The organism is Bacillus sp. FSL R5-0593, from assembly GCF_038603755.1.
In the GTDB taxonomy this organism is placed as follows: domain Bacteria; phylum Bacillota; class Bacilli; order Bacillales; family Bacillaceae; genus Bacillus; species Bacillus velezensis.
In genome coordinates, this window is sequence record NZ_CP152011.1 from 2,368,158 (window position 1) to 2,383,684 (window position 15,527).

The window sequence follows — 15,527 nt, forward strand, 5'->3', positions numbered from 1 at the left end:
AGTGAGAATGATTTTCAATCTCTATTTTGCGGTGTTTTCTTCTAGCGCTTTCTCTTCGGCGTGAATCCTCACAGTGAGCATGCAGGCATTGAGAATCGAAAAGAGAAACAGTGTCCAATACGCTCCGTATAACAGCGGCAGAAAAATAAATTCTAAGACGACGACCGCGTAGTTCGGGTGCTTCATCCACCTGTACGGCCCCTTTCTGACAAGCTCCGCATCCGGCACGACAAGGATTTTCGTATTCCAATACCGCCCTAATGATAATAGCGCCCAATACCTGATCCCCTGTACAAATAAAATAATACATATAATGGCGGCCCACCTTGGAGAAGGCGTTTTTTGAAACGCCGCCACCTCAGCTGTAAGAGAGACAAAAAAGAGCACGTGCATCAGGACGAGAAAGGGATAATGTCCTTCTCCGTATTCGACTGCGCCTTGCTTTTTCACCTTTTGCTCATTGCGCCGGGCCACGATCATCTCCGCAATCCGCTGGGCCGCAAGCACCATGATAAACAGCCAAAACATTAAGAAGCCCCCTTTTCCCAGCTGAACAGCAAAAGCTCAGACGAAAATCCCGGCCCGAGAGCGCCGATCAGCCCTTTTTCGTTTTCTTTCTGCCGTCCGCGGAGCAACTGTTCTTTTATCACATGAAAAATAGTTGCGGAAGACATGTTCCCGTGTTTTTGCAGCACCTTCCGAGATGCCGCAAGCTGACCGGTGTCCATTGAAAGACTCGTTAAATAGGCGTCAATGACCTTTTTCCCGCCTGGATGGGCAAGAAAGGTTTTAATGTCGTGAGGACTGACACCATATTCAAATAAAAATTCATCAACATTGTCCTTCAGCCACTGTGAAACCAGGGTGGGAATGTCTCTTGAAAAGATGACTTGAAAACCGCTGTCGGTGAATTCCCAGCCCATCACATCTTCCGCATCCGGCATCATCACCGATTGAGTGGCGAATATCCGCGGAAGAAGCGGCTGTTTGACGTCGTTTCGGTTCGCCTTTTCTCCTCCGATTAGTAATGCGGCAATCCCGTCCGCAAACAGGGAGGTTCCGATTAAGTTGCTTTTTGACTTGTCGTTCGGCTGAAACGTTAAACTGCAAAGTTCAGCCGCGATGACAAGCACGTATGCTTCAGGATACGCGCGGCAGTATTCGTACGCCCTGGACAGGCCGGCCGCTCCGCCCGCGCATCCTAAGCCCCAGATCGGTATCCGTTTTGTTTTCGCAGAAAACGGTAGCTGATTCATCACTTTCGCTTCAATGCTGGGTGTTGAAAGCCCGGTGCTGGAAATAAAAAAGATCGCATCCACTTTTTCATATGGAAAGGGATTTGTTAAACAATCCGGGTTTGTTAAACAATCAAGCGTTGCATCCGCACTGTGCTTAACGGTTTCTTCCGTATACAGCCGGTTTTTTTCTGAAAAACCCCGTGCCGTTTTATACCATTCAATCGGCCGGACAAACTGCCTTGATTCAATTTCGCCGTTTTGAAAGGCTTTTAACAGCCGATCAATATCCTTAAATGAATCGGCAAACATCCCTCTCGCAAAATCCGCCGCCGTTTCTTGCGAGACATGATACTTTGGAATGCTCGTTCCGACAGATAACACATATGCCATGCCCATCACCTCTTTACATAAAGGTTTCCGCTTTTTTTCTGAATGTATGCATAAGTTTGAATCGAGGATTTCACTGACATGCCATTTTAATAGGAAATTGGCCCTTTTGAATAAGAAACCGTTCGACTATACTTGATCCATTCATAAAAAAGGTTGTGATAAGAATGCTGACACCTGTCATTCTTAGAGGGTCACTCGTTCAGTTAGAGCTGCTGACGATTGATCACTCTCAGGCACTTTGTGACGCTGCTTCAGAAAATAGGACGAATTACGCTTACACCCATGTCCCTGACGGAATCGAAGAAACAAAGCGTTATATTGAGCGTGCGCTTTCCGATTATGAAAAAGGACTTGTATTGCCTTTTGCAGTACGGAGTCTTGAAACAGACCGAATCGTCGGAAGCACGCGGTTTATGGATGCGGAAGTGTTTACGCGGACGGCGGACGCAGCTCCGGAAGTGTGTGAGATCGGCAGCACATGGTATGCCTCTGCCGTGCAGCGGACCGGTGTCAATACGGAATGTAAACTTCTGATGCTGACGCATGCGTTTGACGTGTGGCAAGCTGTCAGGGTGACGCTGAAAACCGACGTTCGCAATCAGCGCTCACGTACCGCAATTTTACGGATCGGAGCCCAATTTGAAGGGACCCGTCGCGCACACATTCCGGCTGTCGACGGCGGCCTCAGAGATACTGCCTACTACTCCATCCTTCGGGAGGAATGGCCTTATATCCGGCAAAACCTTTCTGGCCGGCTCGCAGCATATAACTGAAAAACCTGCCGATATACGGCAGGTTTTTTCACATATTCGGATCATATACGTATAAATTGAGATCGATCCGTCCGTCTGACGTGACCGCTACCCCCTCAGCTTCAAGAGACAGCTTCTGTACAGAAAACATCTCTTCGTCTCTCAATCCGATTTCGCCCTTTGCATTGATGACCCTGTGCCAAGGAAGACGATGCTTTTTACTCATGGAGTGAAGAATCCTCACAACCTGCCTCGCTCCCCGCGGACTTCCCGCAAGACCGGCAATTTGACCATACGTCATCACTTTTCCTTCAGATAATGGCTACCGCCCGTTCCGTAAATGTCATGCAACTCCCCATTTCGCAAGAGCAGATGATTTTTGAGAAAATCAGCCACTTCCTGATCTTATATTTATAGATGATAATTGCTTCATCATCATACTTATTTCATCTCTGCGTTTAAATAGATTATCTGTTTGTTCACAAAAAATCAACAAAGATAAGCATGTACTTATTTAACATAATATGTAATAATACAATTGTATTAAAAAAGAAAAGGAGTGTTTACAATGAAAATGAAGAAAGCTTTAGCCGGCTCAGCCCTATCACTCGCTTTACTCTGTTCTGCCGCCCCTGCTTTTGCCGCAGGTCCTGCTGATACACCTTCTGCAGAAAGTAAAACGAAGGAAGTATCTGCTTTGGCGACGTTCATACTTAATGGTTCCGGCCCTGATTATCCTACTTCAATTTACCGGAATGGAATCACCTATTATTTAGACAACATCACCTTCCATGGTGCTGATGGCACTTGGACAGCCGTTTACAAAAGCTGATTTTTCATGACGCGGAATGTTTGTTCTAAGCAACAACTAAAAAAAATCCATATGTTACAGTGCCGATAAGAGAATAAATGATTGCTAACATGTACCTAAGAAGTGTCAAAATTGAAAATTGTGACAGATTCTGAATTATCTCTTGCTCTACTTGTATCGGAATCTCCTGCTTTTGCAACTTCTGGAGGATATGAACAATTGGTATCTAAAAGAAGTTTCTTTCTGGAACGGAATCTGGTATGGGAATGATGAGCACTGTTACTAATATGAAGGGGGCTTTGCCCCTTTTTCTAGTTTCACTGCCTTTTATAATTGATCCAACATATAGCACCTAGGTGCGTAATTTCATTTCACCCAATGATCATTATCAGTTGTACTGTTTTCTGCTTTTAGACGCAAAAACACATAATCTAAAATTCTCTCCTGCCATAGGTTTTTTGATCGGATCCTGCAGCACTTTAGTGAATCACATGTCTATCCAAAAGCCGAGCCTCAACTCTTTACGAAGAATCAATCCAGATCCTTCAGAACATTTCTATGGACGCTTGAGTTCCCCAGCTCATGTTAAGGTAACTCTATTCTTGATATATGCTGACGTAAACAAAAGGCCATGGAATGTTTTTCCTCCCCTCTTTAGTTATCAAATGTAAGGGCAATAATTCTTCGTGAGCAAGTACCCCATAAAACCTCTTACTTGCTCTTTTATTTTTGATAAAACACAATCCAAGGTGATAACATGAGATTTGCTTGGGAAGAATTAATTATAATTGCATTCGGAATGATTTTACTGAGAATTTCAGGGAGAAAATCCATTGCACAAATGACCATTGCACAGACAATGGTGATGATTTCAATCGGTACGATTATCGTTCACCCCATTTTAGAAACCAGTTTATTGAAAACATTAATCGCTGCGTCTATCCTTTTTAGCGCTTTGATTTTGATGGAATGGTTTCAAGTAAAAGTAAACTGGATTGAATCTTTTTTAACCGGAAAATCTAAATTCGTTATAGAAGACGGCCAACTCAATATAGAAAACTTAAAGAAGCTGAGACTGACAGCAGATCAACTCGAAATGCGTTTAAGACTTCTTGGCATTTCAGATATAAACACAATTAAATATGCCACTTTAGAAGCTAATGGACAATTAGGCTACGAATTAAAAGATGACTGTAAGCCTTTAACCATCAAAGATCTTAAAAATGTGATCGATCCAAAATGTCTTAACAAAGAGCCTCAGCCTCAAAAAGATGATCAAGCCAATCTATTCGAGGAAATCAAAAGACACCAGACTCAGCACAAGCCAAAAAAGTTTGAATAATTCGCTGATTGGTAAAGCCTTTTTACTATTCAAAACTAAGGCCGAATCAAACCGTTGACCGCAACAAACAAAAAGGCATCTGAAACAGATGCCTTTTTTTCAATCGTGATCCCCGTATTTTCCGACGAGGTCCTTGTATGCGCCTGAATATGCTTTTCAGCCGCCTATCCCCACCGCCGGCCTTAGCCATAATGTCAATCAGTGAGTTTTTATAAAATCATTGATTAATTGATCAGTCGTTAATATTGTGGCGAATTCATCATGCAATGTTGCCAGAGATATATTGTGAATAGTCTCTGCATCATAATATGTATCATTTTGGTCTCTCATTCCAAAGGCTGCTGTTGCATCTGAAATCAGGTATGTATCAAATCCTAAATTACCGCTCATCCTTGTGGTTGTTGAAACACAGTGCGGCGTAGTCAAGCCAGTGATTACGACAGTTGTTATATCATTTGCTTTTAAGAGCTCTTCTAGATTAGTCCCAATAAAGCTGCTGTTTACTTTCTTGGTTATAATGACTTCTTTATCCATAGGTTTAACGATTTCCTTTATAGCAACCCCCTCATTTTTTGGATAAAATAAAGAACCAGGTTTATCAGAAATATGTTGTATGTATATGACTGTCCATCCTTTTTCTCTCCATAATTTCAGTATTTTGCTGATATTTTCTTCCGCCTTTACGTTATTTCGGTCTCCCCACTTTTTATCATCAAAGGCTTTTTGTACATCCACAATGATTAAAGCTTTTTTCTTTTCTGCCATCAGATAACCTCCTATATTGAAAATCCGTATTTATAACATTTTAAATAAAGATTTTACTTTTGTACAATTATTTCAGTGTTAAATTTCATATCGCACCTTCCCCGTTGGAAAAGCGCTGGAATAGCTAAAGCAAGCACTGACTCAAAGGCTGCAGCTCACCAGAAGCCAGCAATATTCAACTCTTTTTCTCTATATACTTATCAATATTCTGAAATAAGCCGCAACAGTGAATGAAAGGACTGCCCCTAACTACATTCACGCTCACAAAATATTAACAAAAAAAACCTTGGTTATTTTTGTATTGTATGTGATAATACAAGTGTATTAAAAAACAAAGGAGTGTTTAAAATGAAATTAAAAAAAGTTTTAACTGGTTCTGCCTTGTCTCTCGCTTTACTCGTTTCCGCTGCCCCTACTTTTGCATCTAGCCCTGGTCATACAAATAGCGACTCAACTCAAACAAAAATTTCGACACAAGCGACCAAAGATTCTTTTACAATGGATTACCTTCATAGATGGGATATCCCAAATACAACTGCTAAGAATGGTGTTACATATTACCTTAAGAAAGTAGAGATAATCGAAGGGTTCTATCGCGCAACTTTTGAAGGATGGATTAATTAAAAGAAGGGGCTTTCCCTTCTTTTCACTCTCATTTGTAAGGATCCGTGCACAAGATACTCGTTCACGTACATATAGTCCAGGACGGTTTTTCGGCGAAATAAGGCGGATGCCTCATCACTCAATTTGTTTCTTTTCAAACAATGAAACTAATAAAAAAAGAGAATGCCTCGCAAAAAGTTCATCAACTTTCGGAAGCATCCTCGATCTGGATAAAATAAGATGTTATTTTAAAGAAAAACGGATAACTAACCCTCTTGAACCCTTGTCACATCAAGGGTTTTTTTCGTTTTAGGAATCATATTATAAATAATATTCAAAAGGACGGCGGTAAAGCTTCCGGCGACGATTCCGTTTGTGGTCAGCAGATTTAAGTAAGACGGCAGGTGCTTAAACATATCGGGAACGACGGTTACACCGAGTCCCAATCCGACCGAACACGCGACAATCAGAAGGTTTTCCTGCTTTTTAAAGTCAATTTGACTGAGCATTTTAATGCCGTAGGAGATGACCATGCCGAACATGGCCACCATCGCGCCTCCCAGTACGGAAGACGGGATGATGGTCGTGAAGGCTGCGATTTTCGGAAAAAGGCCGAAGAGCATTAAAAGTGCGCCCGTGACACCGATAACCGCGTTTTTCTTAATTCCTGTCAGCTGCACGAGGCCGACGTTTTGGGAATAAGCCGTGTACGGAAAAGCATTAAAAATGCCGCTGATGAATACCGCCAGGCCTTCCGCGCGGTAGCCTTTTGCTAAATCACGTTCAGACAGGCGCCGGTTTGTCAGGTCACCGAGAGCGAAATAGACGCCGGTTGACTCAACAAGGCTGACAATGGCAACGATGGACATCGTAATAATCGGTGCCGCATGAAATGTCGGCGTCCCGAAGTAAAACGGTTTAATCATTTGAATTGCGTCAGCATTCGCCACATTGTCAAATTGCACTTTTCCCATAAAATATGCGATGACCGTCCCGATGACAATGCCGATTAAAATCGAAATGGATTTCAAAAATCCTTTTGTAAACCGATAAAGCAGCACGATGATGACGAGCACCGTAAATCCGAGGGCAAGGTTAGCCGGATCACCGAAATCCTTGCTGCCTTCCCCGCCGGCAATATGATTCATCGCGACCGGCATTAAGGTCATCCCGATAATCGTCACGACAGATCCGGTTACCACAGGCGGGAAAAAGGATACGAGCTTGCCGAAGAAAAACGACAGCAGAATGACAAGCAGACCCGATGCCAAAATGCTCCCGTAAATGGCTGAAATCCCGTACTCCTTACCGATGGAAATAATCGGCGCTACCGCGGTGAACGTACAGCCAAGCACAACAGGCAAGCCGATGCCGAAACATTTATTCCTCCATACTTGAAGCAGCGTAGCCGCCCCGCACATAAAAATGTCAATTGATACGAGATATGTCAGCTGTTCTGCGTTCAGTCCCAATGCCGCTCCTACAATTAAAGGAACGACGACGGCGCCGGCATACATGGCAAGCACGTGCTGGATACCGAGGGAAAGTGTTTTGGCATAGCCGTTTTTCATGAACGGACCTCCTGTACAAATGTCACTTTTCCGTCTTCAAGCGATTGAATTCTCGCCAATGATTCGACCCGGCATCCTTTTTTTATCAGCTCATCTCTTCCCGGCTGAAATGACTTTTCAATGACGATTCCGATCCCGCAAACCGCTGCGCCTGCTTGTTTTACAATGGATAAAAGTCCTTCTGCCGCCTGTCCGTTCGCTAAAAAGTCGTCAATGATTAACACGCGGTCATCTTTCGACAGATGATTTCCGGAGATTGCAATCTGACTTTCTGTTTTTTTCGTGAAAGAATAGACGGATGCCGTCAGCAGATCATCCGTTAATGTGAGAGACTTCCTTTTTCTCGCAAAGATGACGGGAACGCCGAGTTCAAGGCCGGCCATCACCGCAGGGGCAATGCCCGAAGATTCAATTGTGACGATTTTGGTTATCTCGTCTTTTTCAAAACGGCGCGCAAATTCCCGGCCGATCTGCTGCATGAGAACCGGATCAATTTGATGGTTTAAAAAAGAATCCACTTTCAGCACTTGATCAGAAAGAACAATTCCGTCTTCTGCTATTTTTCGTTTTAATGCTTCCACAATGATTACCCCCGCTTATAAAAAAATAAAAAAGCATTGCCCGCTCTCCAAAAAAAGAGCAAGCAATGCCGAATGATCTACACGCAACGGCCGAATAAAGCCGTTCCATTGCTCACTCATAGTCGGACATTTACGGTGACCGGTAGAAACTTGCGTGCCATATCCACGCGATTATATGAGTGTTCGTATGATATTAATCAAATTATAACAAGATACACTTCTTTTGCATAGTGAAATTTGAATATTTCCGAACTTTTACAAAGAATTGGTTTTCGATTATTCGTCTTTTTAGAATTTTTAGAAAAACACCCGGTGTATGCCGGGCGTTTCGTTTATAAATATAAATTTGAATATTTGCCGACGAGATACTCAATGAGATATTGAACGTTCAGCTCTTCTCCCGTTGCATCTTTTATGATGTCAAGCGGCATTTTGCGTCTTCCGTGCTGATGAACCTTTTCTGTCAGCCATTGTTTGATCGGCTCAAAATCGCCCCGTTCTATTAATTGGTCAAATTCGGGCAGATCGTCAAGCATGGTATGCTTCAGCTGTGCCGCATACATATATCCGAGCGCATAGGAAGGGAAATAGCCGAAATCGCCGCCCGCCCAATGTACGTCCTGCAAAATGCCTTTGGCGTCAGATGGCGGCGTAATGCCTAAATAATCATGATATTTTTGATTCCACAATGCAGGCAGTTCTTCCACTGTCACTTTATTGCTGAAAATCGCTTTTTCAATTTCATAACGGATAATAATATGAAGCGGATATGTCAGCTCATCGGCTTCAATTCGGATAAATGTCGGTTTCGCCTCATTTACGGCGCGTACAAAGTCCTCTCTTTTCACATCTTGAAATTGATCAGGCGAAGCCTCAACCATTTTTTCATAATAGGCGGTCCAGAAATGTTGATTTCTGGCGATAAAGTTTTCATAAAATAATGATTGGGATTCATGAATTCCCATGGATGCACCATCAGATAAGTTCGTTCCGCTCAGCGCTTCGTCAATATTCTGCTCGTAGATCGCATGCCCGCATTCATGAATCGTTCCGAAAATTGCCGTGCGGAAATCGTTTTCGTCATATCTGGTCGTCACCCGCACATCGCCCCGGTTGATTGTCGTCGCAAACGGATGCACCGTCTCGTCCAGGCGGCCGCCGTCAAAATCATACCCGAACTCTTTTAAGAAATACAAGGAGAGGTCTCTTTGTTGTTTTTTCGGAAACGTTTTCGTTATAAAGGAAGTGTCCGGTTTATTGCCGGATTCCGTCACTTTTTTGATAAGCGGAATAATCGCTTCCTTCAATTCAGAAAACAGCTGATCCAGCACCTTTACCGTAACACCCGGTTCGAAAATATCGAGCAATGCGTTGTATGGATGATCTTCATAGCCCCAATACGAAATAAACCGCTTATTAAAATCAATCAGCTTCTGAAGGTACGGAGCAAACATAGAGAAATCAGAGTCCGCCTTTGCATTCTCCCAAGCCGTTTCAGCTTTCGATGTTAAAATGACATATTCTTTATACTCATCTTCAGGAATTTTTTTATTATGATCATAATCTTTTTTCGCAAGTTCCGCCGCTTTCACTGTATCTTCAGAGAGCTCCTCTGCATGCGCGAGAAGGATGTCGATCAGCTCTTTCATCCGGTCGGATGTCTGGATTTGAAAAACGTCAGCCGACAGCTGTCCGATGCTTTCCGCCCGGTCATCAGAGCCTTTTTTTGGGGCTCCCGTTCTTAAGTCCCAATGCATAAGTGCAATGGCTTCGACATAGTGGGATACTCTTTTTAACAGATCAAAAAACTCTTTTTCATATGTATGTAAATCCATATCCGTTCCCCTCCCTTTTCACTATCAATTACAGGCTAATGGAATGCCGTGATAAAGTCAACTTCCCGGATTTAAAAAAGCCGCAGGATAAGAATCCTGCAGCTTTTGTTTTTATACGATTTTCGGTGTAACAGGCAAGATCTTTTTGACTTCGGCCAAGACCCGTTCACTTTCTCCGCCCGCATAAATGGATATGGTTCCGCTGTCCTGATTAGAACGGATGAGGCGGCCGATTCCCTGCCGGACTCTCAAGAGCATGTACGGCAGATCAACTTCCTCAAACGGATCTTTTTTCGCTCCGTTCCGCTTTGCGGTAAACACGGGATCATGAGGCGGATACGGCAACGCCCAAATGGTCACATTCCGGAGCGAGTCACCGGGAATGTCAAGACCTTCCCATAAGTGGACGGAACAAAGCACGGATTCTTCATCCCGCTGGAATTTTTCGACCAGACTGGAGATCTCTTCGTCACCTTCGTAGTATATCGGATACGGCAGCTCCCACGCGGCAGCCTGTTCTTTAAATTCCTTCATGTCTTCAAAGGAAGGGAAAAGAACGAGGGTGCGTCCTTCATTCTCCTTAATGGTTTCAATCGTTTCGGCAGTTTTCTGCTCAGACGTCATGTCACCGTGAAGCGCAACAGACATTTGCTCCTCGTAATCGTACGGAGATTCAACGGTGAATGATAAAGGATCACGGATTCCGAGGCTGTCAGCGATATAATCAAATGAACCGCCCTCAGAAAGAGTGGCCGATGAGAAGATATAAGGAATCTTTTTAGAAAAGACCTTTTCTCCCAAAACTTCGGCTACTGTTCTCGGCATAACGACAAACGTTGAGTCTGTATCCCGCGTTTCAAGCCAGCTGATGGCATCCTTTTGATACAGCGACAGCGAATATGCCATTTGTTCGACGTATTCTTCTACAACTGACAGCTCGTACTTATCGATCGTATACATTTCCGATTCAAATACGAGCGCCTCGCCGATTTTATCGAGCAGACGGCACAGTTCGTCAGCCGCACGCTTAACACGCTGGTCGTTTTGGATGTCCAATCGGTGAGAGCCGGCGATTTCCTTCGATTCCTCTGACAGCACATAGAAAAACTCATCGTTTGCGGCAAGGGCATCTTCAATCAGTTCGGCGAATTCCTCTCTGATATCATTTTGAAGCAGACGCTCTAAAAACAGCTCAAGCGTCGACTGCTTCACACGATACGTTAACGCTTTTTGCGCGGCGAATTCCAGCAGATGTCCTTCATCAAACACGACGGCGCTGTGATCCGGCAAAAGCGGCAGCTGTCCTTCCCTTTTGCGTGATTCTTCCGTCCATACATGCTCCATGTAGAAATCATGGGAGCAAACAATCAGATCCGTTGATTTTCTGTAATGATCTCTCGAAAGTGTTAAACCGCATCTATGTCTCATATCACAAGTTAAACAATCTTGGAAGGAATCATAGCTGACGCCTGCCCACTCTTCATTCGTCAAATCAGCGTACTGTTTACGGTCGCCGTACGGATAAAAGCGCTGCATCGCTTGTGACTCGTGTACGAATGAAGGCAGCGACTCATAAAGATCCAGCCACTTTTCATCATCAGAACGCTGCATCGTTTTCTCAAGCTTTTTCAGACACAAATACTGCTCATGGGATTTGGACAGCCGTGTATCAATCTGCAGATCCAAATGTTCTGTCAGCTTGGAAATGTCGCCTTCTTTTTTGACAAGCTGTTCAATTAACGTTTCATCGGCGCATGCGATAATGGCCGGTTTACCCGTATATCTGGCATAGCTGATGGCAAACAGCAGATACACCAGCGTTTTCCCCGTACCGACTCCTGCCTCAGCGAACATGACTTTTTTCTCTTTAAATGCCCGTTCAAGCTGAAACGCCATAAATACCTGCTCATCCCGAAGGTCAAAGCCTTTCTCGGGAAGGATATCGTAAAACACGTCACCAATCCAATTGTTCAATTCTTCGTAAAAATTCTTTTCTTTTGTTAAAGCAAAAGGCAAACGTGATGTTGTCACCCAACTCCAACCCCTAACTATTCGGCATTCAGACCATCTATAATATCATTTAACCCTTTTCAATACAACAAAAAAACTTGGCCTCGCCAAGTTTTTGTCATTATCATTTCCGGTTAATGATATGTGTACATAGGAACGGATGGTCTGTTGAATGTGTATGTTTTACCGCATTTTCAAGTTCTTCCTGTGCGTGTGTCATGGCGGAAGGACCGAACTCCGCTCCGGCTTCCTCCAGCCGGAAAGCAGTTGCGTCTAACGCCTTTTGTATTTTACTGAAGTGCTCGCTGTTCAGCATAAAATAGATCACCTCTCAAATAGAAATAATCATCATTCTATGCCGATGCTTCACTTTCTATACATGCCATTCTGAATGATCCGCACCTGACCTGCACAAACTACAACAGATATTCGATCGAATATCCATCTTCACAAAATTATTCTATCCGGGAGTGATGGTTACATGAGTTATAAAGATCGATTAGATCAGCATTCTGAATTGTTTCATCACAATTGGACGCGGCCGAAACGCTCTAAATCGCAAGTGAACGGCCACACCGAAATGTCCCAGACCAACATTATTTTACGGAGCAACGCAAAAGCGCACCGCTGGTAATGGCAGAATAAAACGTAAAGATGCCGGAGAAGACGCTGTTTCAGGCGTCTTCTCTTTGTTGCGGCTTTTTCCGCTGCGGCCGCACTTTAGCCCAGTACTGATAATAATCCGTTTTGATAAAACCGTTAAAGAGCTTCCGTTTTTTGGTTGCTTTTCTTCCGTAGACCTCTTCAAATTGTTCATTTGACGTCAACATGTAGACAGACCATGTATCAAGAGATTCAAATGCCCGGCCCATTTCTTTATACATCTGCTCGACTTCCCTTTTTTCGCCGAGCCGTTCGCCGTACGGAGGGTTTCCGACGATTACGCCGTATTCGAGTTTCGTCGTAAAATCCTGCACCCGCATTTGCTTGCATTCGATCAGGTCACCGAGTCCCGCTTCTTCTGCGTTTTCTTTGGCGATGTTTACCATCCGGTGATCTACGTCACTGGCAAAGATCTGCAGCGGCTGATCATAGTTCGCCTTTTCTTCCACTTCAAGACGCGCCTTGTCCCACAGTTCTTTTCCGATCCATTCCCAGTCTTCTGAAACAAAATCACGGTTAAAACCGGGAGCAATGTTTTGTCCGATTAAAGCGGCTTCAATGGCGATCGTGCCGGAACCGCAGAACGGATCGACGAACGGACGGTCAGGCGTCCAGTTGGTTAACTGAATTAACGCGGCAGCGAGCGTCTCTTTAATCGGAGCTCCTCCCTGATCAACCCTGTATCCCCGTTTGTGAAGGCCTGTTCCTGATGAATCCAGTGTAAGCACGGCTTTATCTTTTAAAAGGGAAATCTCCACCTTATACTCGGGGCCCGTTTCTTCAATCCATTCATTTTGTTTTCCTGATTGAAGTTTCAGCTTTTCCGCTATCGCCTTTTTGACGATCCGCTGGCAGTCAGGCACACTGGCAAGCACTGATTTCACGGATTTTCCGATAACGGGGAACTTTGCGTTTTCCGGAATGTACGCGCGCCAGTCAATCGCTTTTGTTTTTTCAAACAGCTCATCAAACGTTTTCGCCTGAAACTCGGCGACCTGTACTTTGATGCGGTCAGCCGTCCGCAGCCATAAGTTAGCGCGGCAGATCGCAAGCGCATCTCCTTCAAAAATGACTTTTCCGTTGTCTACTTTGCATTCATAACCTAAATCACGCACTTCTTTGGCGACGATCGCTTCAATTCCCATCGGCGCCGTCGCTATTAGTGTGTACTTCTTCATCGTATCACCCTGTCTCTTTTAAGCTTTCGTCTCATTCAAGATAAAAGCTCCCCTTTAAAGGAGAGCTCTAATTTGTCATATCAATAATGTTTAACGTTCTGTAAGCCATGTTTTGTTCCGTCGTACTGCAATCGGCTCATCACCTCGTACTCAGGCGGCAATCATCTATCTACAGAAAGCATTCTGTCCTTCTATCTGTTCAATTCCTTCAAGAAGGTTCCCCTACCAAAATTTGGGTTTCTCGCTCGAGGGGTTTACCGCGTTCCACTCTCACCATTTCTGATGAGACTTCGTCACTGTGGCACTTTCAAGGATACTCAGCCATATCCGGAGACGTAGGCTTTTTTCCTGCCGTCAGCCTATCAAGGCTGCCCTAGCTTATTTCTTCGCTAGGCACGAACACTACGGGCATCTCAGCACCGTGCGAGCATGGACTTTCCTCTACAGATTCAAAGATCTGCAGCGATTACCCGAACGTTAAGAACACTTGTTCATTATAAAGCAACTTGTCTCATTTGACAAGTGCATCTGCCCTATTCGTCATAAAGTTTGCTGCCGAATACATGTTTCTCAAGGTTGGACAGCCTTTTCAGAATGTCAAAGTTGGTCGTATTGGACTGCACCGGCTGTTTTTTGCTTGCTTCTTCAAGCTGTTTTTTCAGCTGCAGATTTTCTTGCTGCAGTTCTTCAATTTCTTGATGAAAGGTTTCATAATCCTTAATAATCATATCTAAAAATTTGTCAACGTCTTCTTGTCTGTAACCTCTAACGCCTGTTTTAAATTCTTTTTCCAAAATGTCTTTCGCAGAAAGCTTTACTTTATCAGCAAGCATCTTTTTCACCTCATATCGTGAATCATCATGTTATATTTTATTCAGAAACACGTCCCGTTGTCAAATATTCTCTGACGTGTTATAAAAAGAAATCTTCTTCTTCAACGGCGGCACGGAGATCATCCATCGTAATCGAATAAATCGGATATCCGTCTGTTTCACGGCGTTTTTCTGCCTGCTGCAGCATATATTTCGGCGATCCTTCCATTTCAGGATCATATAAAAGCAAAAGCGCATCTGACTTTTCAATAAAGAACGCGTTTTTCTGCCGGAATTGGAGCGGACTTTCGTACGGCCGATGCGTCAGGCTCTCCTCATAATCTGCCTGAGCAAGCACCGCTTCATACATTTCTTTATTCGGTTCCTTCCACTTTTCTTCTTGGCCGTAGAAAGGCGTGATAACGGCAACCTTTAATTCCGGATACTCTTCTCTGAGATCGTACGCCGTTTCAGCCGCCCAAAGCTCAGTCCCCAGCTGTCCGGATATGAGAATCCATTCCAAGCCTTCGTCAATAAAGCTTCTGAGTCTGGTTTCTATCGCCTTTTTTATATAAACAAGCGCCCGGTCATCCTGTTTAAAAATTCCGAGTTCAAACGGCTTGTATCCTGTTACGGCTAATACTTTCAATTGATCACCTGCTTAAAAAATGGGGCTCCCCATCGGGCCCCATTTTGATTTGCTGATATCCTAACCGATCTTGCTTAAGCGTTCAATACTAATGATCGCAGCAAGGGCTTCCGCACTGAAAATGCTGGTGAGTTGTCGGGTCAACATTTGAAAAAGTGTGCGGATAGTAATGAACGTGCTCAAAGTTGTGGTGATTTACGTTAGTTGTATGTTGCGGATGAATATGCGGCACAACTGTGTTAGAAAAACAATGGTGTTCACAGCAATGAGTCGGATGGACAATCGGCGGCATCACGTTTGGTCTGCAACAATGATGATGAAACATGC

General features: G+C 43.9%; 17 protein-coding genes, 1 other RNA gene, 1 pseudogene and 1 riboswitch. Of the genes and pseudogenes, 5 read left to right on the top strand and 14 right to left on the bottom strand.

The features are described 5' to 3' along the window. Nucleotides 1-21 precede the first annotated feature (21 nt). Together NYE36_RS11650 and NYE36_RS11655 are read right to left on the bottom strand one after the other, a co-directional pair. Complete coding sequence (locus tag NYE36_RS11650) at nt 22-528, bottom strand: isoprenylcysteine carboxyl methyltransferase family protein (protein ID WP_094032301.1); 507 nt, start codon at nt 526-528, stop codon at nt 22-24. Beyond that, nucleotides 528-1,628 carry a 3-oxoacyl-[acyl-carrier-protein] synthase III C-terminal domain-containing protein gene (locus NYE36_RS11655; protein ID WP_094032300.1) on the bottom strand — a complete coding sequence of 367 codons (1,101 nt, stop codon included), beginning with the start codon at nt 1,626-1,628 and terminating at the stop codon, nt 528-530. The genes NYE36_RS11650 and NYE36_RS11655 overlap by 1 nt, the downstream gene beginning before the upstream one ends. A 164-nt stretch (nt 1,629-1,792) precedes the next feature. Here NYE36_RS11655 and NYE36_RS11660 point away from each other — a divergent pair, with 164 nt between their 5' ends. Further along, complete coding sequence (locus tag NYE36_RS11660; RefSeq protein WP_020955973.1) at nt 1,793-2,401, top strand: GNAT family protein; 609 nt, start codon at nt 1,793-1,795, stop codon at nt 2,399-2,401. A 28-nt stretch (nt 2,402-2,429) separates the two neighbouring features. On the opposite strand, the pseudogene NYE36_RS11665 reads toward NYE36_RS11660, so the two are convergent. After that, nucleotides 2,430-2,727: pseudogene (locus tag NYE36_RS11665) on the bottom strand (MGMT family protein). A 221-nt stretch (nt 2,728-2,948) separates the two neighbouring features. Between NYE36_RS11665 and NYE36_RS11670 the strand changes: the two are divergent. Next, nucleotides 2,949-3,212, top strand: a complete 264-nt coding sequence (locus tag NYE36_RS11670) for a hypothetical protein (protein WP_032866282.1) — start codon at nt 2,949-2,951, stop codon at nt 3,210-3,212. A gap of 736 nt (nt 3,213-3,948) precedes the next feature. Further along, nucleotides 3,949-4,533, top strand: coding sequence for a DUF421 domain-containing protein (locus NYE36_RS11675; RefSeq protein ID WP_053104013.1), 585 nt, complete (start codon nt 3,949-3,951; stop codon nt 4,531-4,533). Between the two features lie 198 nt (nt 4,534-4,731). Here NYE36_RS11675 and NYE36_RS11680 read toward each other — a convergent pair whose 3' ends face one another. After that, complete coding sequence (locus NYE36_RS11680; RefSeq protein ID WP_094032298.1) at nt 4,732-5,298, bottom strand: cysteine hydrolase family protein; 567 nt, start codon at nt 5,296-5,298, stop codon at nt 4,732-4,734. Nucleotides 5,299-5,646: 348 nt separating this feature from the next. Here NYE36_RS11680 and NYE36_RS11685 point away from each other — a divergent pair, with 348 nt between their 5' ends. Beyond that, complete coding sequence (locus NYE36_RS11685; protein ID WP_094032297.1) at nt 5,647-5,922, top strand: hypothetical protein; 276 nt, start codon at nt 5,647-5,649, stop codon at nt 5,920-5,922. 245 nt (nt 5,923-6,167) lie between these two features. Here the strand turns inward: NYE36_RS11685 and pbuX are convergent, their stop codons facing one another. The 5 genes from pbuX to NYE36_RS11710 all read right to left on the bottom strand — a co-directional run bounded on the left by pbuX (nt 6,168) and on the right by NYE36_RS11710 (nt 12,214). Continuing rightward, entirely contained in the window at nt 6,168-7,472 is a 1,305-nt protein-coding gene (gene pbuX, locus NYE36_RS11690; protein ID WP_094032296.1) for a xanthine permease PbuX, read from the bottom strand. Then, the gene (gene xpt, locus NYE36_RS11695; protein WP_094032295.1) at nt 7,469-8,053 is read right to left on the bottom strand and encodes a xanthine phosphoribosyltransferase; all 585 of its coding nucleotides are present in this window, start codon (nt 8,051-8,053) and stop codon (nt 7,469-7,471) included. The genes pbuX and xpt overlap by 4 nt, the downstream gene beginning before the upstream one ends. A 99-nt stretch (nt 8,054-8,152) precedes the next feature. Then, a riboswitch (purine riboswitch) is annotated at nt 8,153-8,252 on the bottom strand. A gap of 133 nt (nt 8,253-8,385) precedes the next feature. Then, nucleotides 8,386-9,888 carry a carboxypeptidase M32 gene (locus NYE36_RS11700; RefSeq protein ID WP_094032294.1) on the bottom strand — a complete coding sequence of 501 codons (1,503 nt, stop codon included), beginning with the start codon at nt 9,886-9,888 and terminating at the stop codon, nt 8,386-8,388. A 111-nt stretch (nt 9,889-9,999) separates the two neighbouring features. Continuing rightward, nucleotides 10,000-11,919 carry an ATP-dependent DNA helicase gene (locus NYE36_RS11705; RefSeq protein ID WP_014721409.1) on the bottom strand — a complete coding sequence of 640 codons (1,920 nt, stop codon included), beginning with the start codon at nt 11,917-11,919 and terminating at the stop codon, nt 10,000-10,002. A gap of 103 nt (nt 11,920-12,022) precedes the next feature. Beyond that, complete coding sequence (locus tag NYE36_RS11710) at nt 12,023-12,214, bottom strand: hypothetical protein (protein ID WP_003153550.1); 192 nt, start codon at nt 12,212-12,214, stop codon at nt 12,023-12,025. Nucleotides 12,215-12,379: 165 nt separating this feature from the next. Here NYE36_RS11710 and NYE36_RS11715 point away from each other — a divergent pair, with 165 nt between their 5' ends. Next, complete coding sequence (locus NYE36_RS11715; RefSeq protein ID WP_003153548.1) at nt 12,380-12,532, top strand: YpzG family protein; 153 nt, start codon at nt 12,380-12,382, stop codon at nt 12,530-12,532. 40 nt (nt 12,533-12,572) lie between these two features. Here the strand turns inward: NYE36_RS11715 and NYE36_RS11720 are convergent, their stop codons facing one another. The 5 genes from NYE36_RS11720 to cotD all read right to left on the bottom strand — a co-directional run bounded on the left by NYE36_RS11720 (nt 12,573) and on the right by cotD (nt 15,525). Next, nucleotides 12,573-13,739: a class I SAM-dependent RNA methyltransferase gene (locus tag NYE36_RS11720; RefSeq protein WP_015417697.1), complete on the bottom strand. Its 1,167-nt coding sequence runs from the start codon at nt 13,737-13,739 to the stop codon at nt 12,573-12,575. 96 nt (nt 13,740-13,835) lie between these two features. Beyond that, nucleotides 13,836-14,217, bottom strand: an RNA gene (rnpB, locus tag NYE36_RS11725) — RNase P RNA component class B. A gap of 55 nt (nt 14,218-14,272) precedes the next feature. Next, on the bottom strand, nt 14,273-14,572 hold the full coding sequence (gpsB, locus tag NYE36_RS11730) for a cell division regulator GpsB (protein ID WP_003153541.1): 300 nt from the start codon (nt 14,570-14,572) through the stop codon (nt 14,273-14,275). 79 nt (nt 14,573-14,651) lie between these two features. Next, on the bottom strand, nt 14,652-15,200 hold the full coding sequence (locus tag NYE36_RS11735; protein ID WP_094032293.1) for a DUF1273 domain-containing protein: 549 nt from the start codon (nt 15,198-15,200) through the stop codon (nt 14,652-14,654). Nucleotides 15,201-15,288: 88 nt separating this feature from the next. After that, complete coding sequence (cotD, locus tag NYE36_RS11740; protein ID WP_003153539.1) at nt 15,289-15,525, bottom strand: spore coat protein CotD; 237 nt, start codon at nt 15,523-15,525, stop codon at nt 15,289-15,291. Nucleotides 15,526-15,527: the final 2 nt, after the last annotated feature.

Excerpts from the sequence above, each read along its gene's own strand:
- NYE36_RS11715 (WP_003153548.1), top strand. The coding sequence starts at position 12,380 with ATGAGTTATAAAGATCGATTAGATCAGCATTCTGAATTGTTTCATCAC.
- NYE36_RS11685 (WP_094032297.1), top strand. The coding sequence starts at position 5,647 with ATGAAATTAAAAAAAGTTTTAACTGGTTCTGCCTTGTCTCTCGCTTTA.
- NYE36_RS11670 (WP_032866282.1), top strand. The coding sequence starts at position 2,949 with ATGAAAATGAAGAAAGCTTTAGCCGGCTCAGCCCTATCACTCGCTTTA.
- NYE36_RS11675 (WP_053104013.1), top strand. The coding sequence starts at position 3,949 with ATGAGATTTGCTTGGGAAGAATTAATTATAATTGCATTCGGAATGATT.
- gpsB (WP_003153541.1), bottom strand. The coding sequence starts at position 14,572 with ATGCTTGCTGATAAAGTAAAGCTTTCTGCGAAAGACATTTTGGAAAAA.
- NYE36_RS11660 (WP_020955973.1), top strand. The coding sequence starts at position 1,793 with ATGCTGACACCTGTCATTCTTAGAGGGTCACTCGTTCAGTTAGAGCTG.
- NYE36_RS11655 (WP_094032300.1), bottom strand. The coding sequence starts at position 1,628 with ATGGCATATGTGTTATCTGTCGGAACGAGCATTCCAAAGTATCATGTC.
- pbuX (WP_094032296.1), bottom strand. The coding sequence starts at position 7,472 with ATGAAAAACGGCTATGCCAAAACACTTTCCCTCGGTATCCAGCACGTG.
- NYE36_RS11650 (WP_094032301.1), bottom strand. The coding sequence starts at position 528 with ATGTTTTGGCTGTTTATCATGGTGCTTGCGGCCCAGCGGATTGCGGAG.
- NYE36_RS11700 (WP_094032294.1), bottom strand. The coding sequence starts at position 9,888 with ATGGATTTACATACATATGAAAAAGAGTTTTTTGATCTGTTAAAAAGA.
- NYE36_RS11680 (WP_094032298.1), bottom strand. The coding sequence starts at position 5,298 with ATGGCAGAAAAGAAAAAAGCTTTAATCATTGTGGATGTACAAAAAGCC.
- cotD (WP_003153539.1), bottom strand. The coding sequence starts at position 15,525 with ATGTTTCATCATCATTGTTGCAGACCAAACGTGATGCCGCCGATTGTC.
- NYE36_RS11720 (WP_015417697.1), bottom strand. The coding sequence starts at position 13,739 with ATGAAGAAGTACACACTAATAGCGACGGCGCCGATGGGAATTGAAGCG.
- NYE36_RS11710 (WP_003153550.1), bottom strand. The coding sequence starts at position 12,214 with ATGCTGAACAGCGAGCACTTCAGTAAAATACAAAAGGCGTTAGACGCA.